Origin of the sequence: Methylomonas sp. DH-1 (assembly GCF_046097555.1) — a bacterium.
Taxonomy (GTDB): domain Bacteria; phylum Pseudomonadota; class Gammaproteobacteria; order Methylococcales; family Methylomonadaceae; genus Methylomonas; species Methylomonas koyamae.
Genome location: NZ_CP143089.1, coordinates 2,213,380 through 2,236,161, shown reverse-complemented (window position 1 = coordinate 2,236,161; position 22,782 = coordinate 2,213,380). Strand labels below are relative to the sequence as shown.

Below are 22,782 nucleotides of genomic sequence, written 5' to 3'. Positions count from 1 at the left end.
CGAGGCTTATTGGAAGGGATTCCCGGTATCGGCGGCGGATTGTTCCGCCAGCTTGCCGGCACGCAATTTGTCTTCGTATTCCTGGACGATGTTTTCCATTTCCACGCTATTGAACTGCAACAGCGCTTCCTGCTCCAGCAAGCCGGACAACGCGCCCTTGTTCTGGTAGCGTTGCAACAACTCCTTTCCGGCCTGGTAGAGTTTCAGGTTATGGTCGCCGCAGACGTTCAATTGTTGCTCGGTGGACTGCTGCTTGCCTTTCAAAGCCGCCAACTGTGCGGCTAAATCGGCTTTGGCCTGGTTGGCCTCCCGGTTTTTTTCGAAGGCTTCCTGCAGCCGGACGTTGGTTTTTTCCAGACGTTCGCGCACTTCGCCGGCGGCGTTGCGCTGGGCCGACAATTCGCTGCCGAGTTGTTCCTTGGCAGCGACGGCGGCGGCATGATCCTTCTTCAGTTGCTCCAACTGTTGGACTTGCTCGCTCAGTTTGCCGATTTCGGCCTTGGCCGCGTCGCGCTCGGCGGTCAGGCTTTTCACCATGCCTTGCAGCTTCAAGACCGCGCCGCTGTCCTTGCCGGCCTCGCGCGGCGCGGCGGATACCGCCGCCGAAACCGCCAGCGCCAGTAACAGAGTTGCCGGCAAACGTCCGCCGATGTGGTGCCGTTTCATGTCGTCTCCTCGCCTAGAACTGGGTGTTGATATCCATTTGCAGCACGTCGACGCCCCAGGTCGGGCCGCTGATCATATCGGCGGTCAGCCAACGTCCGGTCAACCAGACGTTTTTCATCAAGCCGTAGTTGCCGCCGATGAACCAACCTTTGAAGTTGGTGCCGCCCAAATGGAAGTCGGAATCGGTAAACGCATCCAGCACCGCGTCGCGGCCAAGGTATTTGTACGCGGCGAACACGTTCCAATGGCCGGCCACTTCCGCCTTGGGCCAGCCGAAATCGGCGCGGAACTGCCAGGCTGTGGTCTTGGCGTCGACGGCGGAACCGTATAGGCGACTGACTTCCTGTTTGTCGAAGCCGATGTTTCTGGCGTAGTCGCCGCTGAAGCGCAAGTGGTAAGGCGCGAACAAGGCCATGTCGTAAGACGCGTTCAGGTTGACGATATTGAAATCGGACGCCAAACCGACCATGGCCGGCAAGGTGCCGGGCGCCAACCGGGTGCCTTCCTTACAGATCGTCGCCAGGGTATTGCCGCCCTGCATGAATTCCGGCCGCGAGGCGGTATTGGCCCGGTTATTGGTGTCGCAGGTGCCAGAAGCGGTGGTGTTTTGCTTAGCCTGCAGGTTGACGTAATCGAAGTAGGCTGCGCCCAACTTCAGATTATCCTGATTGGCGAATAGCCAATCCATGCCGGCCTGGCCGCCCAGCAGCCATTTGTCGCTGCTGAAGCTGCTTTCCTGCAACGGAAACGCCCCGACCGTCAGATAAGCCTGATGGCTCTGGTCGCCGTTGTCCATCAAGCGGTCCGTTTCGCCCAAGTGGTGGCGTAGCGTCGCCGCAAAACCCTCGAACGACAAATCGGTATCCCAGACCAGCTCGCTACCGCCGGTAAACTCGCCGCCGCCGGTATACCATGGGTTTTTGATCCGGCCGCCGCTCAGCGTCAGCCATTTGAATTTGTTGTCGTCGATCGCATCGTATTGCAGATAGGCGCGGTCGACCGTGAAATCGTAACGGTTGCCGTAATTGGCCAGATTTTGGTTGGTCGATACCGGATCGCGCTGGTTACCGGTCGCCAGCCTGATGCCGGCTTTCAGGCTGTCGGTGACGTTGGCGTCGATACCGATCCGCACCCGTTCCCGGAAACGCTGGCGGTCTTCGGTGGTGTTATAAAACGCATCCAGGCCGGCATTGGTCACGCCGCGGGCGTCGTTAATGGCCTGGTAATCCAGATAGGAGTTGGGGATATTGTCCGGCGCCTGGTAATCGTGCTGCGAACGCAAGCGGATATCGCCGGACAATTTGAATTTGCGGGTCCATTCCGGCAAGGCATTGGGTAAGCCCCATTGCTCGTTTTTGGCTTTTTGCATCACGTCGCCGACCACTTCCTCGCGCAATTCGCTACGCACTTGCTGGCGAATCTCGTCTTTGACGAAATCCGGCACGTAAGCCACCCGCACCTCATCGGCCGGCAGGGCCTCTTTCTGGCCGGCGGCTTTGGCGGCAGCAGCCTGTTGGCCGGCCTCGACTTCGGCTTGCTTGATCATCTCGTTGGCCGCCTTATCGGTCAAAATGCCCTGCTTCACCAATTGCTTGATCAAATTGGTGGTGGTGTTGCGCAGCTTCAGCAATTCTTCCTTTTCGCCGGCCTGCACGCTGCCGATCAACCCCGACAGCGCCAAGGCCATCAGCCGTGTTTTGTTCGCCATTGTTATGTTCTACCTATGGTTTTAAATTCTCGATGAAATCTTCAATTTGACCGGTTGCTGCATGCCGGGCGGCGGCGGTTCCGCGACCCGGTCGAACTTGTTCAGCAAACGGCTCAACAGCTCGTCGATCTCGGGATCGTTGCTGCCCTTGGCCAATTCGACCCGTTCCACGGCGCCGTCGGCCTTCAACCAGACCTTGACGATGGCGGTATAGCCCTTGCGCCGTAGTTCCTCGTGGTTGCCCAACAGATTGGCAATGCCGTTTTTAATCAGGCCGCCGTACCAGGCGTAAGGATTGCCGTTGCCGCCGCCGAACAGGCCGGTACCGCCTTTGCGCGCCGCCAGACCAAAACCGTCGGAACCGGCCGCGCCCTCGGCGTCCAGGCCTAGATCGCGCGGCGGCGCCTGTTCCGGCTCGGGCTCCGGTTCCGGCTCGGGTTCCGGCTCCGGTTCCTTGATTTTTTCTTTGATCTCCGGCTCGGGCGGCTTTTCCACTTTCGGCGGCGGAGGTGGTGGCGGCGGCGGTTTCAACAACGTAATCGGCTGGATTTTCTTTTCGTTTTTGGCCGGTTTGTTACCGGCGAAGTCGATGATGACTTTGACGATATAAAAAATCGCTACCGCGGCGATCAAGACGCCTAACACCATAGGTATGTAAACCCGCCAATGTTTCTTCTTCGACATGGCGCCAACTTATTTCACGAGGTTTTGCGTCACCAGACCGACCTGGGTGATTTCCAATCGGCCCAGCAGGGCCAGAATGTCGACCACGCTTTGGTATTGCACGGTGGCATCGCCCTTGACCACCACCGGCAATTCCGGATTGGCCGCCTTGTATTGCAGCAGGGTCGATTCGAGTTGTTCCATCGTCACCGGAAACGTATCCAGAAAAATGGTGCCGTCGGCAGTGACGGTGATGGCCTTGGTCTGCGGCTTGGACAAACTCGGCGTGTTGCTGGCCTTGGGCAAATTGACCTGCACGCCCTGCACTGCGGCGGTGGTCATTAGGATGAACACCACCAATAACACGTAAGCCAGATCCAGCATCGGCGTGACGTTGATTTCGTCGTAGGCGGCGTTTTCTTCTTGAACTTTCATTGGGTATTCTCGTGATTGCGTAGGGCACGCTCTGCGTACCGGCAAATGTCGGCAAGGTACGCAATGCGTACCCTGCCAATGGGGTATCAGCTATGTTGTTCGGCGAGTTTGGCGATGAATTCGTCGACGAAGACGTGCATATCGGCGGTGATTGCCTTGATCATGCTACCCAGGTAGTTGTAGGCAAACAGCGCCGGAATCGCCACGCCGAGACCGGCGACGGTCGCCGCCAAGGCTGCGGCAATACCCGGTGCGATGGCGTTGACGTTGACTTCGCCGCTGGCGGCAATCGCGGCGAAGGTGATCATGACCCCGACCACGGTACCCAGCAGACCCAGGAACGGGCCGCCGGAAATGGCGATGGTCAACAACACCATCTGCGAATTGAGTTTTTGCAGCTCGCGTACCAGCACGCCGTCCATCGACGCTTTCACCGCATTCAAGGCTTGGGCCGACAAGGCTTGGTCGTGGACATCGGCGCCGACGCCTTTTGCCAAGCGTTTGTTCATTTCCTGAACGCCGGTATGGTAAATACGGTAGATGGATGAACCGGCAAAGGCCGCGTGGTTACCGGTCAACGACAGTAGCAATGGCGATTCGTCGAAATCCGCTTGATCGTCTTCGTCCTGATGGTCGAGGTTGGTAAGGTTTTTGGAACCGAGCTGGCTGAAGGCTTCCTCGAACTTTTTGTTTTCGCTGCGGGTGCGGTTCAGAATAATCGCCTTGCTGACGATCACCAGAAAGCTAATGATGAACATCACCGCCAGAATGCCGATGATGACCCAACCGTCCAGCGTGACGTTGTCCAGCGTCGCCATCAGATAGGATTCGCCGCCCTCTTCGCTATCCGGCGTGCTGTCTTCGCCGTAGTTCAACAAGGCGGAAGACTGGCCCTGCATCAGCGCGGCGAATTGCAAATAATTTTGGTCGCGCGCCACTTTGGCGATGCCGAACTCGTCGATGGCGCCGGCGAAGCCGCGGGAACCGTCCACCGCCGCACCGATGCTGCTGTCGCCCAGCAGCGCCGAGACGCTGGCCGGCAACACACCCATCGGTTTGCCGTCGACGTATAAAGTGAAACCTTCCTTGGTGGCGCTAACGGCCAGGAATTGCCAAGTCGCCAGATTCAAATCGGTCGGACTGACCAACTCTTTACGGTTGACTTCCAACACCGGCGTCTGGCCTCTAACAGATAAGGTCAGGCCGTCGCGTTGAAAAATCACACCGTCGCTTTGCGCTTGGTCGATTTTGACCCAGGCCGACACGGTCCAGCCGAACTCCACCGCCATTTGCACGGCTGGCGTCGCCGCGATCTTCACCGCTTGGCTGCCGTTGAACGCGCCGGCGTCGCCGACGGCCCCGCCTTCGATCCGGCTCGATGTGGCGCTGGCCGGCTGATTGGCGTATGCCGTCGCGTCTTTGACCGCATCGGCCTCGAAGTGGTAAGCCACGGCTTGGGCCACGTCGAAAATGCCGGCGCCGTCCTGGGCGTCGACCGCCTTCGGATTACCGTAATACATCCAGAACATGGCCTCGTCGGCCGCGGCAATATCTTTGGGCAGTTTGACCCAGATCAGGGCCATCTCGTTGACGGTATCGATTTTCTCGATGAAATATTTCAGCGGCGTCTTGTCGTCGGCCGCCAAAAACCGCAGGTCTTTACCGTTCTCGGCCAGATCGGCAAAGAAACCGAAATTGCCGGTATGCAGCCGCACCGGCACCAAACCCTCGGCCACCGGTTTGACGCCGCTTTGCTGCAACTGCGCCGCGTCTATCGTGATTTTCTTCCGATAGCCCCAGTCGTCGTTCCACCAGGCTTGCGCCAATCCGGGCATCATCGACAGGACCAACATTAACAAGGCAATCCGCTTCATTTTCTCTCTCAAAACAAGGTACTTAGCGAATTATCCCGACTTTTCTTTACATTTTTATGACATTTTCGTGAAATTTAACGACCGCTCCAATCGCGGCCCGGACTCGCCTCGTTCCCACGTGACGGCGTGGGAATACCTACCGGCCAGTCAACTCGGTACGGGTTCCCACGGAGGGCGGTGGGAACCCACCAAGTGCCGTCATGCCCGCAGGACGCGGGCATCCAGCGCCAGGGACGGTAGCTGCAAGCGATCCTTGCAGCCTGGATTCGCTGCCGCCCGCTACGTGGCTAATCGCCGAAGCCCAACAACTCGACGCTGAGCATGCCCAGTATCGCCTTGGCGATCGAGTTGCCGTTGTCCTTGCCGACGCCGTTGTTGACCGAGCTTTCCGCCATCTGGCTGACGCCGGCGTTCAGATTGCTGGTTCCGGTCAAACCGGCGGCAACGCTGCCGGTCGCAGCGACCGGCACGCCGGTGCCGACGCCGCTGACCTGAATGTTTTGCGCGCCGAGTACCGCAGTCGCGGCAATGAACACGTTCTTGCCGCCGATACCGGCTTCGCCGGCGTCGACCACGCCCTTCGGCGCGAACAGGAATACGTCGCCCGGAGTCCGGCCGGCCGAGTTGGCCGCCGTACGGATACCGCTACCGGAAATGATGGCCGGCGGCTCGCTGGTCAAATTGCCGTTCTTATCGTAGGTCGGCTCGACCGGCGGAATCGATAGCGCGGTTTTAGCGCCGCGGCCGGCGTCGATGTTGCCTTCCGACGACCACACCAGAATATCGCCGCCGTCCAATACGAAAGCCCGCGAGGTATTGACCGAAAAGTCGTCGCGGACCATGACGTTGATATCGCCTTCGCGCCAGGCCACGATACCCAGCTCGGACTCGTCCTTCTCGCCGGCAAAGGACACTGCCAAACCGACGTTGACTTGGCCGCCCGGCGCCAGGATATTGATGTTGCCGTTATCCAGCGTATGGATCTTACTGAAGAACATGCTCAGATCGCCCTGCCAGTCGCTACCGGCAAACAAGGCGTTAATCGCATCGAAACCGCGCTGGTTACCAAGATCGCTGGTGCCGGCCGATGCCGTGCCGGACGCCTTGATTTCATCGAACAGCACCGGTAACAACGCGGCGTTCAATTGCGGTTGTATCTCGACGAAATCGCGGCTGCTCAACTCGGCGAACGCAGTCAGCGCAGCCGTTCGGTCCAGCGTATCGTCGTGCAAACGCTGGCGCATGAACGTCAAAATCACGCTGTTAGCTTTATCGAACTCGGCCGCGTATTGCGGATTGTTCAGCATGACCTTCTTGATGAAGCCGGCGTAATCCAGTTCGCCGTTGGCGCCGGCCAGGATATGCAAATTGGCGCCGCGCTCGGCCAGGCTGGTATTGAACAGATTGCCGGTGGTGGATATCCCGGACGACGCGCCCAAATCGATATTGCGGCCGGCCTTGACCAACACGTCGCCGCCGCCGGCCACTTCGATTTTGTTCTGGTTCGGGGTGAGAATGCCGGTATTCGGGCTGCGTAGCGAGCTGTAACGAATATCGCGCGCCGCTTCGATCAACGATACAGTGTCGGCAGCAACGTGCTGCGCAGCGACTGAAACGTCCAACAAGTCCTTACCGGAACTCAACAACACGTGTTTCGGCAGCGTGAAAATGATGTTTTCGATATTGCCGGTGCGCGTGACCAAACGTACCGGAGAGGTATCCGCGGCATGCACCGGCTCGGTCGCGTGCGATTCGGCGATATTGGCGCCGATGGTGGCCATCACGTCCTCGTCTTTTTTCACCGGCAACACCGCGGTCGGCAGCAGGCTAACGTCGAAATCGGACATGAACAATTGCGTGCCCTGCTCCGCGGTGATGTTTGCGCCAGCCAAAATGCCGAGCTGCGCGGCCGGTGCCGGGAACAATACGATCTTGTCGGCGATACGCACGCTGCCGGTTACCGCCACGGCATTCAAGGTCGCCGGATAAATCCGGGCCAGTTCGGCCTGGGCACTGCTGACGATGGAATCCGGCGGGCCGAATACGTTGCCGTCGGCATGCAACACCACGTCGCCGGCCAGCGACTCGACGTTGACGCCGCTATTCGCGCTGTAACTGAAAAAGTTGACATCGCCGCTGTGCAGAATCATCGGATCGGAGACGCCGGACAAATCCACGCCGGCGCGGGCACTGACATCGAGCCGGGTATCGCCGACCAACAACTTCGGACCTTTGGCAGAGGCGTCGGCCGCAGCGATCTTGCCGCCGGCGGCAATGGCGCCGCTGCCTTTGCCCAGATAGTAGTTACCGCCGACGATATCGGCGCCGGCATTGACCTGCATCGTGCCGCCGCCGCTGACTTGCACCTCGTTGGTATAAAACCGGTTCGGATTGGTGTTGTCGGTATTGTTCGGCGTTCCGACCTGCTTGCCGGTGGTCGGCATCATCACGTCCAGATTGCTGATCGAACCGCCGGCGACGACGTTGACGTTACCGCCGCCGAACGAGCCGACGTTTTGCTGGAAGAACGGGGCGTTGCCCTTGGCGACGTTATTGCCGCCGCCGGTCGTAATGTAGCCCAGCGCCACGCCCCAGGCCGTGGGCCGTTCCTGCGCATGGCTGCCTTCCGCGGTCCAATTGCCGATCCGCAGCAGCCAGTTGTTGAAGTTGTTGTCGGTTACCGCACCGTTGATATTACCGCCGGCCGCCAAGGTCAGGTCGCCGCCGTCTACCGGATACTCGGTATAAAACGCGGTACCGATGAAACGGTCTTTGAAGTTGCCGAACGGCGTGGTGTCTGTCGGCCGGCCGGCGTTGTAGACCGAAGCGGAACCGGCAGCAAAACTGATGTCGCCGGCCGCACCGATCCACATGTCGCCGCTACCGGTACGGATCACGGTGTTTTCGGCGATATTCAAACCACCGCTGCCGGCAACGGCGTTGAAATCGGCGCTGCCGCCGGCCGCACCGGCCACGATGTTGTAGGACCACGATTCGCCGCCCTGCAATTTATCGACGATACGCGCGGTGTTAGTGCCGGTACCCGTCGCGGCCGGATAGCGGAACAGCTCGGTTTTGAAGCCGTCGCTCAGCGACTGGTTCACGTTGAAATCGCCGCTGGTTTTAATCACCAAGCGGCCCGGCGTGTCGTTCCAGACGTTGCCGTCTGCCAGGTTACCGTAGCGCCAATCGGCCAAATCCCAGCGGTCTTGCAAGGCCAGATTGCCGTCGTAATCGATCTCGACGCCGGCCAGCAACTGCAAGCCCGGCGCCAGCGCGGCGACGTTTTGCATGGTCTGCGCCGTCATATAGGCCGCGGTATCCTGCTTGATTTGTTCGATGTCGGCGGCATTGATTTCGCCGTCGTCGCCCAGCGCCGAATTGCCATACACCTGGACGCCTTCGGCGTAAAACTTGGTATAGCCGGTTACCGTGCCGCCGACCTGCCGGATATCGATACCGTCCGCTGTGCGTCTGGCCCGCAGTGTAACCTCGCCGCCGGCCGCACCGTTGCCGGATACGTCGATGTTCGCGCCGGACGCAATAGCGATCCCGTCGTGATCCGCATCGGTCGAAGACAGCAATACCTTACCGCCCTTGGCGCCGTCGCCGATACCTACCGCCGACACCTCGGCGCCGCTTTTCAGCGCGATGCCGTGGCCGGCGTAAATGTTGATCTCGCCGCCATTGCCGGCCGCATCGGCATCGATGGTCCCGGCCAGGCTCACGCTGCCGTTATCGCTGGCCAACGTCACCTTGCGGGCGGCGATAACGTTGCCGGCCTGTTGATCGATATTGGCGTTGTGCACCCGGAAGTAGATGGAACGGTCGATCCCGGCATTGTTGACGATGGCCATTAACTGGCCGAAATCGGCGCTGGCATCGAAGCGGTCCACTTCGATCATGGCGCTGCCGCCGTTAGCGTGGATTTGGCCTTGCAACAGCAACGCCTGGTTCGGCGCCCTTAACACGATGTCGCCGCCTTGGGCGTTACCGCCGCCGCTGTCGGCATCGATCGCGGCGCCCTGTTGCAGCACAACCCGCCGATTGTCGGCCACGGCTTTAAAACTGCCGCCGGCGGTGTAGTGGTTTTGGTCGGCGAAACGCACGCTACGGCCGGCCAGATCGATATCGGCCTCGCTGCCTATGGTTACGTCGCCGGTCAAGGCTTGCAATTCCAGCGCACCGGAAGCCAGTACCGCTTTGGCGTTAAAGTCGATGCTATCGGCAACGGCACGAATCGCCCCGCCCAAGCCGCCGGCAACTGCAGCGTCGCTATCCAGCGCGGTGAAGACCGCATCGTGTCCGGCCGCATCCAGCGTAATCCGGCTACCGCCGTCGGCAGTCACGACGCCGGCAGCCAGATTCAGGTCGGCAGCGACTTTCAGCGTACCTTGGCCGGCCGCTCTAAATTCTTTAGCCGCCTCGACGCCGACCGCGGCAAAACCATCGATTGTGAAGCTACCGTCACCGACTTTCAGACTATCGGCGGTTAAGGCCAAGCCGCCGCTACCGCTGCCGCTGCGCAAACTTTGCGCGCCGGCGCTGTTTTGCAGCGTCAGGCTATCGGCAGACAGTTGGGCGCGGTCGCCGCTGGCGCCATATCCGGCAATGCCGGCCGCGTTCAAGGTCAAACTGCCGAAATGGATCGCACGGGTGGCGCCGTTCTCATCGAGCGCAGCCGAGCCGTCGGCGTTGACCATATGCAGATTGCCGTAGATACCGACGCTGTCGCGCGCAGTCAATACCAACTCGTCGACGGCCAGTGCAGACAGTTTGCGGTTCGACCAGTTAAGAGCGTTGGCGCCGGCCAATGCCTCGACTTCGCCGAGGTTAATGGTATTGGCGCTCAGGTTCAGCGAACCGCCGTCCATTTCCAGTTCGCCCAACAACTGGGTGGAGCGGGTCGCGCCCAACAGCATAGATTTGGCCGATTTCAGGGTAGCGCCGGCCGCAACCCGCAGTTCGCCGCTGACCGCATCGGCCGAAGTCTCGCTGCGGTTGAAGACTACTTGCTTGTCGCCTGACACGCGCAGAATCGCGCCGTCGCCGGCGATGTTCAACACGCTGTCGCCGCTGTTGGCAGCGCTGTCAGCCGCCAGCACCGCGCCGGCGCGCACGTCGATCAAACCAGTCGCGGTAGCCATGATTTCCGGGCCGCTCAAATCCACGTTCTCGCCGAACACCACCTCGCTGGCGGTGACCTGGATATCGGTTTCGCCGGCTTTGCTTTGGCTACGGCTGCGGGCGCCGCCCAGCAACAAGCTATCGACCTGCAACGCACTGAGGTCGCTGTCCAATATTTCCAGCACGCCGGCTGCCGGCGCCAGGCTGAGTTGCTCGACCACGCTGATCCGGTTGGCGGCGATATCCATCTTCGCTCCCCGTCCGCCGTTGGCCGCTTCGACCAGAAACTTGCCGTCCATGACCAATTGGTTTTGCGCGACCAACGAAATCTGGCCGGCGTCTTTCGGCAGCAGCGGCACCGCTTGTTCGTTCTTGATTGCCCGTTGCCGATAGAAATCGTTGGCAGTGTGAATGTCGTAACTGGAGCGCATGCGCACGTCGGCGCCGGTCTCGATCAAATAACCGTTGCTGCGCGCGTCGCGGATGCCGGTACCGGCTTGCACCATGTACCCAGGTACGATGGCCCGGCCGTCTATCGTGGCCTGGTTGGCGGGCAAGTCCAGGGTACCGGCTTGCGGCGTCACCAAATAAGCGCCGGGCAGCAGCGCATAACGTGCGGGCAAAATCACATATTCGCCGGCCGCCAAGCCGGAGCCGCCTTCCAGATAAATTTTGCTACCGAAGGCGTAAGGCAAATACTGGCTTTCGTAATGGTCGAACGGTGCCAGATCGGAACCCAGGCTGGGCAATACCGCAAAGCCACCTTGGTAAGACGGGCTGCCCGCTTGCAGATAATCGTAGGAACCGCCGGCTCCGGGTTGGAACTCGTAGGACAGCAAATCGCCGCCGCCGGCTACGTCCACCGTACTGCCGGTTTTGATATCGATATCGGGCGCCGACAACACCAGCCGTTTTTCCGGTGCAGTATCGAATACTAGCTTGCGGCCGGCGTCGTCCAGCGGATACAGCCAATCCAGGCCGCCCTGGGTCACGCCGAACGGAATTGTCATAGCCGCGCCGGCCACCCAGGTTTGGCTGGCAGCGTCGAATTTCATGTTGCGAGCCGAGACCGAAGTCAGGCTGTTTTGCTCCAGCGTCAATTCGCGGTCGGCTTTCAGGGTTATCGTGCCCATCGGCGCTTTGATCGCACCGGCCTGGCGAATCACCGGCGCATCGAAGGTCAACTGGCCGGCTGCAGACAGCGGCGTGTTATCGGTGTCGGTATTGTTGCCGATGATAACGATTTTGCCGTCGGCGTTGTTTTTGACCGCGAACGTGAAATTGCTCAAGGTGGTCGGATAAATCTGGCTGGCCTGCAAATACAAATCGGCGGCGGTCACCAAACCGCCGATAAAATCGCGCTGGTCGCCGGATTCGCGGATGCCGACCGCACGCAAATCGTGTTGGCTGTTCAGCGCAACGCGTTCGAAGCCGTTCCATTGGGTGGCACCGTTGAGTTGTATCCATTGCGCATTGCCGCTAAAACGGCCGTTGCCGGTGTCGGCCGTGTCGGCCACAGTCCGGTTCAACGACGAACCGATTTGCAGGAATACGGTATTCAACTCGACGTCGGCGGCCTGGCCGTCGATGCCGACTGCGTTGACCTTGGCTGCGTCGATTTTGATGCGCTCACCGGCTTGCAGCTCGACACTGCCGTGGAATACAACCTGGTCCGCGGTTAGGCTCAAGTCACTGAAGCCGCCGGCGGCGAAGCGGTCGACGCTGAGCGACATTTGCCCGTTCAGCTCCAGCGGGAAGGGCTCGCCGTAAACCGGCTCCTGGTTCGAAGAGCGCCGGGAAGATTGGCTGACATTAATTACCAGCGGATTGCTGGGGAACGGGATTTCCGGCAGCGACGGCGGGTTGCGGCGAAAACGGTCCAGCGCCAGTTCCAGCTTGCCGGCGTGGGCTAACGGCGAACCGGCGTTGGCGCGGAAATCGGCTTCCAGCACCGCGCCCTCGGCGGCGGTGACCTTGACCTTGCCGGCATTAGACGCAATGCGCTGCCGGGCGAAGTTATTCGCCAACGGATTGCCTTTTTGCTGGATATCCAGTTCGGCGCTGGTACCGGAAACGTCGATTAAAGAGCCGTTCTCCAACACCACCGCCCCACGCAACGCATCGAACACGACTTCGCCGCCGTCCAACACCACGCCGGTGCGTCGGCCGAACACGTCGGCCGGGTTCAAACGGGTGGTACCTTGCGCCAGCAATTTCGCGTGCGTACCCAACCAGATCACCTGCTTGTCGTCGTATTCCTGATCGTTGACCGAGGTCGCGGTCAAGTTGATTTTGCCGCCGTCGCTTTGCACGGTGCCGTCGACGTAAATGCTGCCGGCCGAGCTGACCAGACTAATGCTGGAACCCTTATCGGCGCGGATCGCACTGCCGGTTTCCAAAGCCACTTCGGTAAAGCCTTGCAACTTGACCGCCATCGGTTGGCGCATGTGTTCCGGCAAATCGACGATGCGGCTAAAGCCGCGCATCCCGGCCCCGGTGGCCCGGTTTTGGTAGTCGGCGCTTAATTCCAGGTTTTTGGCGCGCAGATTCAGATCTGTGGAGGATTTGACGGTGACGGCGGCCGTATTGGCGACCAGATTGACCGCATTGAAAGCGGCGAAACGCGAGGCGTCGAAGCCGCCGTGGCCGACCACAAAGGCTTGATCGGCCTCGCCGGTTGCCGGGGTACCGACCACGATCTTGCCGCTCTCCAACGTCAGACTGCCGTTCTGTTCCAGACCATAGGCGGACACTTCGCCGGCTACGCTCAATACCGGGTAGCTCAAGCCGCTGGCCGTGGCTGCCAACGTGATATCGCCGCCTTTGCCGGCCTTAAGCTCGCCGTTCAGCGCCAACCAGGCGCCGCCGTCGGCCCGAATCCGGGAACCGGCGGCGACCGTCAACTCGCCTTGCGATCTGAGCGTAGCCTTACCGCCGGCCAGCGCCAACGCATCGGTCGGTGCCGCATCGAAGCCCTTTTGCAGATCGTTGACCCATAATCCCGATACGTCCAAATCGGCTGTCTCAGCCAGCACCAATCCGCCGGAACCGGGCAACTTGGCGTTGTTGGACGCCGCCAGCGTAATACTGCCGCCGGCCGCTTTGAAATCGCCGGCAAAGTTAACGCTGCCCGCTTCCAGATTCAGGCTGCCGGTGGGCCGCATCGCAATCGCAACGTCCGCGCCGACCGTGGCACTACCCAGCGTTTTTAACGAAAACTTGCCAACACCGGATTGTTCCAGTTTGGCAGTGGAAATCAGCAAATCCGCCGGCCGGCCGTTGCCTTGCAGCGGGAAGTCTTGATCCGCCGCGATCCGAACCGCGCCGGGCGCCGTTTGCAACTTAACATCCTGCGCCGACAAAAACAGCGCCAAATCGATATTGAATTCGCCGGCTCCTGGCAGTTTCGCCAAATCGCGCTGGTAGATACCGGCTTGAGAGCCGGCCGCCAAATCGCCGTTCCAGGCCAGTTGTGCCGTCTGAATGTTCAGATTGCCGGCGCTTTTGCCTTCGCTGTAGCCGCGTTCGAACTGGGCGAAGGAGCCGGCGCCCAACAAGTTATAGGTCTTTTCCACACCCCATTTTTTGTGGGTCTGGTTCACCACACCCAATACCGCAATGTAATGGTCGTTCGGGTCGGCGTCGCCGATATCGACGATCTGGCCGTACTCGTTCATTAACTTGGTGGTATTGACGTAACCGCCGGCATAACTGACCGAGCCGCCGGATATGTCGAACTTCGCGTTTTGGTTGACGGCAATGTCGCCACCGGAGGTCAGCGTAATCGTACCGCCCTCGGCCAGCCGTTCTTGAATACTGCGGCTGATACGGTCCTTGGCGCCGGCGGTATCGACGATTTGGGTGTCGCCGCGCAAATCGACGTAAACCGTTTTGCCTTTCAACACGCCGGACTTCTGCAACGGCGCATCGCGCAAATCGAAGCTTTGTACCGACACCTCGCCGACGTTGCGTTCCATCGCCACCGCGACGTTTTTATAACCGGAAACGTCGATGACCGCGTTGCTGTCGACGCGGATGCTGCCCTTGGTACCCAAATTGGGTTTGGCCAGATTGTCGGTCGCGGTCAAGTTGACTTTACCGCTAGGGACTTTGATGCTGGCGCCACCCTCGACCACGATAGTGTTGGCCGTCGCCGCCAGATAGGAATCGGGCTGCACTTGGCCGTCGGCGGCGCTGCCGCCCTCGGCGTCGGCCACAATCTCGGTGTTGCTGTTGGCGCCGAAGGTCACGGTCGCCTTGGTACCCAGGCCGTCGCCGGCATCGGCCGCGCGGTCGGTACGGGTCGCCACCAGACGCGAACCAAGCACACCGCTCTTTTCGGCAGCTTGCAAGCGGATCGAACCGTTGACGTTGACCGAGGTAGTGGCGCTGACCCGGCCTTGCTGGTTGACGACGAAGCCGGCCATCGTCACGTTGCCCTGGCGCACGCTGATGTTACCGGACGTGGCGTTGGTGACCTTGCCGCCGGTATCCACTTCCACGATCAGACCGGCGAACGGATCGTCTTTGTTCGCCGTTTGCAAATAGACTTTGTCCTGGCTGGCGGCCAGGATGATTTGGCCCTGCTTGCCGCCGCTCAGCGTGCCGCGGTTCTCGATTTCGGGCGCGACGATGATAATGCGGCCGTTGTTATCGGTGGAAATTTTGGCGCCGGCCTCGATCAGAATTTTCGCGGTCTTCGGGTCCAATGTATCGCCCGGCGCCATCGGCTCTATCGCCAATGCCGCACTGTTGTTTTCGTCGAATACCCGGGTAATGCCGCGGTTGAATATTTCGTCGCTGATGTTCAGCGTGGTCGCGACCACGGTGTTGGTATTAATCACCGCATCCTTGCCGAACACGAACCCGTTTTTGTTGTATAGGTAGACTTGGCCGTTGGCGACGATCTGGCCGAAAATTCGGCTGGGATCGTGCTGGTTGATCCGGTTCAAAGCGATCGATTGGCTGTTCGGCTGCACGAATTGCACGGTGTTTTCCCGGCCGACGTTGAACTGGTCCCAGTTCAGAATCGCTTTGTCGGTGGTCTGGTCGATCCGCAGGGTATTGCCGATCACTTGGCTGGTCGCTGCGCCGCTGGTGACCCAGGTCGCCGCCGGAATCGGCAATTCGGCCCAAACCGGATTGGCGCCGCCAACCAGCATACCGCCGGTCAGCGCCAAGCGGACGCAGGCCACCAAAGGATTCAGTCGGAACGGTTCGCAGGATGTCTGCCGTGGAAATGCCGCGGATTTAGCCATGTCTCGGTTGCCTCGATCGGTTAAGTTCACCAGCGTACTGGCGGCAACCCGGCTGTCTCGACATCCAAGACCCGTGGCTTTCCGTCCCCGCTTCGCAACGGGTTTGGCAATTGCAATAAAAATTAAAAAACCTGCCTGAAACTTGTTCGTTCGGCTTTGTTTACGGCGTTCTGCCTAGCGCCGATTTCTCAGGCCGGTAAATCGTTTTCCGCAAAAGATTGGTTTTGGCTGAATAGCCATCCCAAACCAACTTTTATCAACTCAATATTACGAACCGGCCCGAGCTGATCCTACGAATCCGATAATTCGGATTCTCTGCTGGAAACTTCTAAAATTAAATCCCGTTCCGGCTTGTCCCAATGTCGTTAAGTTATCGACGGTAGCAGCGGGCCGTGCCCGCGATCAAACGGCTTCTGTCGCAGACATGGCCTGCTCCTACAGGACCTTTAAAAAAACAGGGATTTATTCAACACCCGATCCGAACCCTATTTTCTAAATAATCGAATCTGCAACAGCAAAGCTAAATTCAACTTTGCCAGCGCCATATATAGCCGCCGAATCGAAAACACGGCAATTCGAAAAAATCATGCCCTAACAGTTTAAATACTCAACCGGATTTAATAACTGCACCAAGGTATTAAATAATATTTATGACGAAATTATGACAATATCAAATATTTAAACTAGAAAAACATAACAGACTTCAACCGCTAAACATATATAAAAAATAGACCGCCAATAATTACCGAAATATTACAAAACTCCGGGAAATACTGTTTTAAAACTCGGTAGCAATATTAAAATGCACGCGCGGATCGCCGCTCTGCACCGGCGCCAGTGTCGTGAACGGAATACCGACATCCAGCGCTCCGCTGAGTTTGCGCCACATCTGAAACCTCACACCGAAGCCGCCGCCGCTGAGGAAATTGCTGCGGACGTTGCCCGGCAACGCATTCTTGATCCAGCCGCGGCCGACATCCAGAAAACCCAGCAACTTGAATTTGTTCAGAAACTCCCAATCGCTCGGCCCCAGATGCGGCGAGCGCAATTCCACCGACCCGAACACGCCATCGTCGGCCAACGCCTGGGTCTCGAAATAACCGCGTACGCTTTCGTCGCCGCCCAGCGAAAATTGCTCGTTACTAATCAGTGGCGTATCGGCTACCTGGGCCGCAACATGGCTGTACAGTTCCATTCCCAGCGGCAAGTCATGCTGGTATTTCAGATCGCCGGTCAAAAACATGTAATTGGCTTTGGCCAGATAGCGTTTGTTCTCGAATTCCTTCTGGTTGTTGCCCAAGCCGCGGAAGGAAACATGCAAACCCAGATCGAAGCTGGTGAACGATTCTGCACCGCGCAGACTGCCGCTGTATTGGGCCAGAAACGGCAGGTAGCTGATCGGCGTCTTGATCGAATCGGCGCTGAGCAGATTCAAATCTTCTTGAAAGTCCTTGTAGTCCATGCCCAGCGTCGCGGTATGGAAATAGTCCGCCACCGGCTTCAACGGCTTGACCAGCCGGGCGCCGTAGATGTTACCAATACCGATCACCGACAAGGCGCCGGCATTGGCGATCTGCGCATTCGACGACGAACTGACCGCATACAGCGCCAGCCGGCTGTCGCTGTCGAACAGCGGCATGGCGTAGGTGCCGGCCCAAACGTCGACTTCCGCGGTGTTTTCCGGCGACACCTGGTACATCAACGAGGCACTATGCATCTCCTGCCACAGGTTGTCGTAACGCAGCGACGACACCAAGCGCAAGCGCGAGGTGCTGGAGGTATTGCGGCCGTTCAATTCCACCTTGCCGTGGAACGGCAGTTCGTCCTTGACGTTTAAATCCACTTCCAGCGTGCCGGGGGTTTCGCCGGCGCGCAACACCGGCACGATCTGCCGGTCCGGGCTCTGCCCGGCCAGTTGCGTCAATTGCTGTTGCATAGCCTTGAAGTTGGGCACGTTGCCTTCGGCCAATTCCGGCACGCCGGACTTGATCTTGCCCAGCGAAAAATAACGGCTGTCCTTGACCCGCAAGCGAGACACCTTGCCTTCCACCACTTGCAAATAGACCACACCGTTCTTGACGTCCTGTTCCGGAATATCGACGGCGACGGTTTGGTAGCCGTTGGTCCGGTACAAGTCTTCCACCGCGGCACGGGCGGCTTCGACGTTGTCGATGCTCTTGTTGGGGCCGAGGAAGTGGTAAACGGTGCGTTCCAGTTGTTTTTTGTCGAGCAAGGTACTGCCTTTAACGCGCAATTCCAGCAAATCGAAGGTAGCCGGGGCTTGCGGTTCGGCCGCACCCTGCACCGCGGCGGCCTGCTCCGGCGCTGCCGCCGTTGTCTGTACTTCCGCTCCATTCGCCTGCGCAACCGCCAACAGGGTTGCTGTAGCGCAAACCAGCCTGAGCCATGGCCTGCGCGCTATCGTTCCGGTGTCCTGCATAAGTCGATGTCGTTTTCCAAAGCCCGGTTTTCCCGCTGAAAACCGATAACGGCAAATTCTATTGCCGCCACGTTAAAACTTTATGACAGTGCTGTTACCATTCGCTTGGACATGGATACAAATAACTTCACGGAATTCGAATTGTTCGGAATGACGCGATTATTGCCCCCTCTTTGACAAAGACGACTGCTTGGATGCAGAAGGTAGAGCAACGCATGGAGCAGTTGCCGAGGGGCTGGGGGAGATTTTTTATAAATCCCCCCTCGATCCCCCTTTTGCAAAGGGGGAAGTTATTTGTAACGAAATCCTTGCGGGGGCAGCAGCCCCTCAAAAAAGCAAAACCAGCCGTCCGAAAACGGCTGGTTTTGCAGGTTTGGAGCCGTCCCTGGCTCCGGCCGGGATTGCCCCGGCTATTTTAAAATCCCGTTACAGTTGGCCTGCGCCGCCGCCCCAGATGGTCGGTACACGGCAAGCGTTGGCCGGAGCGAAGGTGGTAGCACCGGTTTTCACAGCATGGCTGTATGGTGTTACCGGTCTAGCAGAATCGAAACTGCCGTTAACCGATGCAAAGTTGGAAGGTACCGCCAAGAAAGCGCCGTTACCGAAGGTATGAACGAAACCGCCATTCAAATCGGCCATCACCGTCGGCGCACCGGCTGATTTGATGATCGCATCGGCCAGAGTTTTCTTGTCGCCGACCAACGGAGCTGACGAAGTGTTGTTACGGTATTGGAAGGTATTTTCCGCCCAATCTTTGTATTTGCCTTCGACTACGTTAGCCAAGGTCGGCGCTACGCCATCGATTTTGACGAACTCGTAAGCTGCGTTAGCTTTTTCCAAAGACAAAATACCGATGGCCCAACGGTGACCCCAATCGTTGGTAAAGCCGGAAACCGCATCGTTACCGTTTTGCAAGTCGCGCAAGCAGGAATCCACCCGACCGGTACTGGTGTTTGAATGAATAATCGCAACACCATCACCTTCCGCGAAGTCAGCATCGGTAGCATTAGCCGGCGGCAGTGCAGTTGCAGCATCGGAACATCCGTCACCCAAAAAGATAATATTGGATTGAGCCTGGGTACCTGAACCAACGTCTCGGCGGCAGGTGTGCAGGAAAGGTGCGTCCACTGGTGCCAGATCGGCTATGGTAACGTTGCCGCCGCCAAAGGCAGGAACTGCAGTGGTTTGGGTTAAAGCCCAGTCGTGCAAGCCTGGCGCAGTTGCGCTGTTACCAACTTTCAACGCATTCCATTCGTCCCATTTACCTGCATGGATAGAAGCGATTTGCGCCGAAGTCAGGCTAGGCATACAAGTCTCAGTTCTATCGCCGATCAAGCAAGACGCCGGCAGATCGTTGGTGGATTTTTGTGCGGCTTGCAAGGTTCTATACAAATCCCAAGTTACCGGGGCGCCGAAGGTCAACGCCGCAGCGGCTTTGACGGTCAGTTTGGCAACATCGGTGGCACTGATATCGACACCGTTGATCGCATTATTACCTCTGAACTGGATCGGATCGACGTCGGACAAACCCATATCCGGGATTTGGTTGTTGTTGATATTGGTGCATTCAATATCAGCAGGAGTGCTCAAGTTACCAGCATTCTTTTCGGTGCAACCGCTAGTGATGTTCAAGAAAGCCAGAGGCGTAGCTTGAGCCACTGGGGTCACACCGGTTCCGGAACCGCCGGTGTTAACTTTATAAATCAATAGATTGGCGTTGGCCGCGCCGGTCGGCAGGCTGGGGTTCTTCACGCCGACCGCACCGGTGTTATTAGCCTTGCAATAGATCGCAAATTGTTCGGTATTGCCGGTGTCTCTGAAACGGTAGACTTGGCTGCTCGGATCGCAAATGCGGTCGGTCGCATCGACGTTGGTTGAAGTCACCAGTTTGTCGATGAAGGTCGCCGCGGCAGAAGCGCCGGAGATGTACAACACGCGGGTGTTGGCTGGGTCGATGGTCGGAATTGCCGCTTGCGCCGCCGCACCGAACATTGCCGCGGCAATAGCCGCGCCTAAAACTAATTTTTTCATGGTCATGTCTCGTGTGGATAAAAACTGGAAAGCGAGCGGCGGACAAGCCGCCGCCCGTGAAGCGGTTTACTCGGCAACCGCCCATTTACGGCGGGTCGCACGCAGCATGCCCATCAGGCCGGCGCCGAACATCCAGACCGCGCCCGGCAGCGGCACTTGGCTGACCGGGAATACTTTGTATTCCAGAGTGTTGCCGGACAGCAGCCATTGGCCGGCGGCTTTGGTTACGTTGGTGCTTTGCGCATACCAGAAATCGGCTTTTTGGCCGAAAGCGACTGCGGCAGCGGAACCGCCGGTCGTACCCCAAATGTCGTCCGGCAAGTTAGCACCGGAAGACCATTGACCGGATTTCGGCGCATCAGTGTCCGATACCAGTTTGCTGACGTTCAGCGCAGGATTATTTTCCAAACCGACGTTGATTTCTTGAGCGTGGTTAGTGATGACAGTCGCCACACCGCTGGTTGTCAGCGGCGCGTCATAAGCCGGCAAAGCATTGCCTTCTTTTTGGGTAATGAACAATTTCGAAGAGCGGCCCACTGCCAACACGTATTGCACATTAGATGGGTTGTAGCTCGCTACCGAAGTCAACGCAGTCCAGTTAGCATCGCTGCTCAAATCGCGGCTGATGTTGTAAGTCTCGCTGGTGTAGTTGTTAACCAACTCCGCCAAAGTGATACCCAAATCCAGGCTGTAAGTTTTCTTCTGAACGCTGTCGTACGCTTGAAAATACAACTCGCGACTTGAATCGTTCGAGCCCAGAACCGCGATGCTCGCGTTAGCCGCACCGGCGCCGGCCAACAGCGCGGCCGCAACCAAAGTTTTTGAGAATTTGTTCATTTTTAGCCTCATGTTTTAAAAAACTATAAATACACAAGGTGACAACCCGGCCATCTTGCCTGGCGGCAACATCCGTGGCTTTCCGTCCCCACCTCGCGACGGGTTTGGCTTTTACACGCTTCCTAAGTCCTACTTTTGCACCGAAATGGCGCCGCTCTCCCCGCTACCGTTGTTGCTACCGCTGCCTACTCCCTAACCTCTTCCCTCGCCGCTCCGTCTGCGTGCCGTCCCTGATCCCTAGCCGATCCGTAAACTCGATGAACCATCGCGCCCTGCGGCGCTGTTCCAGTTGCGGCAAATTATTCCAGTTCAAATCGGCGTTTTTCGTTACGCGTCGGTTACAGTTTGATGAAACGTAATACAAACGTATTACACGGCAGGCGGAATCGGCCGTGCCGGCGCCGGCTATGCCGTTGTATCGCTTGGCAAATCGGCTTTGCCGGCTTGAGCCGGCCGCGGTAACGGTATCTGGCGGCGAGGCTTGCCGGCCAAGTTACGCCGCTGTTACAGTGGCGAACTGACTGACCCGGCGCCGGGTCGCCGCAGACCACCAGCCCCCTACCCAAGCTTTCCGGCATGACTGAAATCGAGCTTTTGCACCAGGCCTTTCAAGGCGCGCAGCCGCAAATCGGCGATTTATCCGGCTTGGCCGGCGCGCTGAACCGCTGGTATCTGCAGCACAGCCACTGCAATTTCCTGCACCCGTGCCAAATCGACGGCCGCCCAGCCTTGGTCTGCCGGGCCGACTTGAGCCGAACCCACCCGGCCGCATTCTCGGAACTGCAAGCCATCGCCGAGCGCTATGCGCTGTATCTGAAAGAAGACGCCCGGCGCGGCGCGCAAGGTTGGGCCGACGGCAATCGCCGGCGCGGATTGGGTTTGGTATTGAGTTTTTGTATCGGCCTCAGCGCAGTGTCACGCAGCGTCGGCGCCGACGAATTGCAAGCGGTCAAGGTCGTGGCCGGCGGCCGGCAATTGCCCGCGCCGGCGCTGACCGTCCAAGCCGGGGTTGCCGGCAATAGCGGCGACGGCGTGATCCGCTTGCGCCAGCGGCGGCCGCCTTCGGCTGCTGAAGTACTGGCCGCTTACAGCCAAAAACAATCCGCCTTGCAAACCGACTCGGTAGCGGCGGCCGACATCGTCCAGTTTCTAAATCAGGTCTACCGGAAAAAATCAGGCGACCCGGCTGTACTGGGCGCCGATCTGCAAACCATCGCCGAATACTTTTCGCGTTATCCCGAGGCCGTGGCGCTGATCGAACAATTGCGCGGCCAAAAAATCGAGCTGAATTACCAATCCGGCACCTGGCAAACCGTGGCTTTTGGCAACCAATTCGGCATTGCCAGCGTCACCATCCATTTCGATACCCGCCTCGGCGCGCAATTGCTCGGCGATCCCGGCTGCGAGGCGACGCCGGCCTGTAGCATCGCGCCGGCCGACGCCTTGTTGCACGAATTGCTGCACGCCAAACTGATGCTGCTGGACAGCGAGCATTTCATCGCCGGCGGCGGTCTGGCGCCGGGGCTGTACCCGTTCGAGCACGAGCATGAAGTCATCGCCGCCGAAAACCAATTGTTCCAAGCCATGAATCAAAGCGACGGCCGGGCCCGGCCGATCCGCCACCGCCACAGCGGCGAATTGCTGCAAGTCTCCTGCCCGGCCTGCATTCCGGTTAAGCAAGTTGCATCGGGCGAATTAAGCCTGTAAAACTAGCTAAAATCGTGAACCCCATAACAAAAATAA

The 22,782-nt window shown here is 58.7% G+C and carries 10 protein-coding genes and 2 riboswitches; of the genes, 1 reads left to right on the top strand and 9 read right to left on the bottom strand.

From position 1 onward, the window contains the following. Window positions 1-6 precede the first annotated feature (6 nt). The 9 genes from VXJ35_RS10430 to VXJ35_RS10390 form a co-directional block, all read right to left on the bottom strand. The gene (locus tag VXJ35_RS10430; protein WP_064021495.1) at window positions 7-666 is read right to left on the bottom strand and encodes a hypothetical protein; all 660 of its coding nucleotides are present in this window, start codon (window positions 664-666) and stop codon (window positions 7-9) included. 13 nt (window positions 667-679) lie between these two features. Further along, entirely contained in the window at window positions 680-2,374 is a 1,695-nt protein-coding gene (locus VXJ35_RS10425) for a putative porin (RefSeq protein ID WP_064021494.1), read from the bottom strand. Between the two features lie 21 nt (window positions 2,375-2,395). Next, a complete protein-coding gene (locus VXJ35_RS10420; RefSeq protein WP_064021493.1) occupies window positions 2,396-3,058 on the bottom strand; it encodes an energy transducer TonB in 663 nt (220 codons plus the stop codon). Between the two features lie 9 nt (window positions 3,059-3,067). After that, window positions 3,068-3,472: a biopolymer transporter ExbD gene (locus VXJ35_RS10415; protein ID WP_054760949.1), complete on the bottom strand. Its 405-nt coding sequence runs from the start codon at window positions 3,470-3,472 to the stop codon at window positions 3,068-3,070. Between the two features lie 86 nt (window positions 3,473-3,558). Further along, complete coding sequence (locus VXJ35_RS10410) at window positions 3,559-5,346, bottom strand: DUF2341 domain-containing protein (protein ID WP_064021492.1); 1,788 nt, start codon at window positions 5,344-5,346, stop codon at window positions 3,559-3,561. A 287-nt stretch (window positions 5,347-5,633) separates the two neighbouring features. Continuing rightward, entirely contained in the window at window positions 5,634-15,731 is a 10,098-nt protein-coding gene (locus VXJ35_RS10405) for a filamentous haemagglutinin family protein (protein WP_157198143.1), read from the bottom strand. A gap of 39 nt (window positions 15,732-15,770) precedes the next feature. Continuing rightward, window positions 15,771-15,849, bottom strand: a riboswitch (cyclic di-GMP riboswitch). A 660-nt stretch (window positions 15,850-16,509) separates the two neighbouring features. Continuing rightward, complete coding sequence (locus tag VXJ35_RS10400) at window positions 16,510-18,171, bottom strand: ShlB/FhaC/HecB family hemolysin secretion/activation protein (protein ID WP_082880874.1); 1,662 nt, start codon at window positions 18,169-18,171, stop codon at window positions 16,510-16,512. 426 nt (window positions 18,172-18,597) lie between these two features. Then, window positions 18,598-20,202, bottom strand: coding sequence for a hypothetical protein (locus VXJ35_RS10395; protein WP_157198142.1), 1,605 nt, complete (start codon window positions 20,200-20,202; stop codon window positions 18,598-18,600). 66 nt (window positions 20,203-20,268) lie between these two features. Beyond that, a complete protein-coding gene (locus VXJ35_RS10390; RefSeq protein WP_064021488.1) occupies window positions 20,269-21,039 on the bottom strand; it encodes a VPLPA-CTERM sorting domain-containing protein in 771 nt (256 codons plus the stop codon). A 37-nt stretch (window positions 21,040-21,076) separates the two neighbouring features. Beyond that, window positions 21,077-21,158, bottom strand: a riboswitch (cyclic di-GMP riboswitch). Window positions 21,159-21,615: 457 nt separating this feature from the next. Here VXJ35_RS10390 and VXJ35_RS10385 point away from each other — a divergent pair. Continuing rightward, on the top strand, window positions 21,616-22,746 hold the full coding sequence (locus VXJ35_RS10385) for a hypothetical protein (RefSeq protein ID WP_064021486.1): 1,131 nt from the start codon (window positions 21,616-21,618) through the stop codon (window positions 22,744-22,746). The last annotated feature ends 36 nt before the right edge of the window (window positions 22,747-22,782 follow it).

Bases quoted from the DNA above. Each gene is read 5' to 3' on its own strand.
- VXJ35_RS10390 (WP_064021488.1), bottom strand. From the start codon at position 21,039: ATGAACAAATTCTCAAAAACTTTGGTTGCGGCCGCGCTGTTGGCCGGC.
- VXJ35_RS10430 (WP_064021495.1), bottom strand. From the start codon at position 666: ATGAAACGGCACCACATCGGCGGACGTTTGCCGGCAACTCTGTTACTG.
- VXJ35_RS10405 (WP_157198143.1), bottom strand. From the start codon at position 15,731: ATGGCTAAATCCGCGGCATTTCCACGGCAGACATCCTGCGAACCGTTC.
- VXJ35_RS10410 (WP_064021492.1), bottom strand. From the start codon at position 5,346: ATGAAGCGGATTGCCTTGTTAATGTTGGTCCTGTCGATGATGCCCGGA.
- VXJ35_RS10425 (WP_064021494.1), bottom strand. From the start codon at position 2,374: ATGGCGAACAAAACACGGCTGATGGCCTTGGCGCTGTCGGGGTTGATC.
- VXJ35_RS10400 (WP_082880874.1), bottom strand. From the start codon at position 18,171: ATGCAGGACACCGGAACGATAGCGCGCAGGCCATGGCTCAGGCTGGTT.
- VXJ35_RS10415 (WP_054760949.1), bottom strand. From the start codon at position 3,472: ATGAAAGTTCAAGAAGAAAACGCCGCCTACGACGAAATCAACGTCACG.
- VXJ35_RS10395 (WP_157198142.1), bottom strand. From the start codon at position 20,202: ATGAAAAAATTAGTTTTAGGCGCGGCTATTGCCGCGGCAATGTTCGGT.
- VXJ35_RS10420 (WP_064021493.1), bottom strand. From the start codon at position 3,058: ATGTCGAAGAAGAAACATTGGCGGGTTTACATACCTATGGTGTTAGGC.
- VXJ35_RS10385 (WP_064021486.1), top strand. From the start codon at position 21,616: ATGACTGAAATCGAGCTTTTGCACCAGGCCTTTCAAGGCGCGCAGCCG.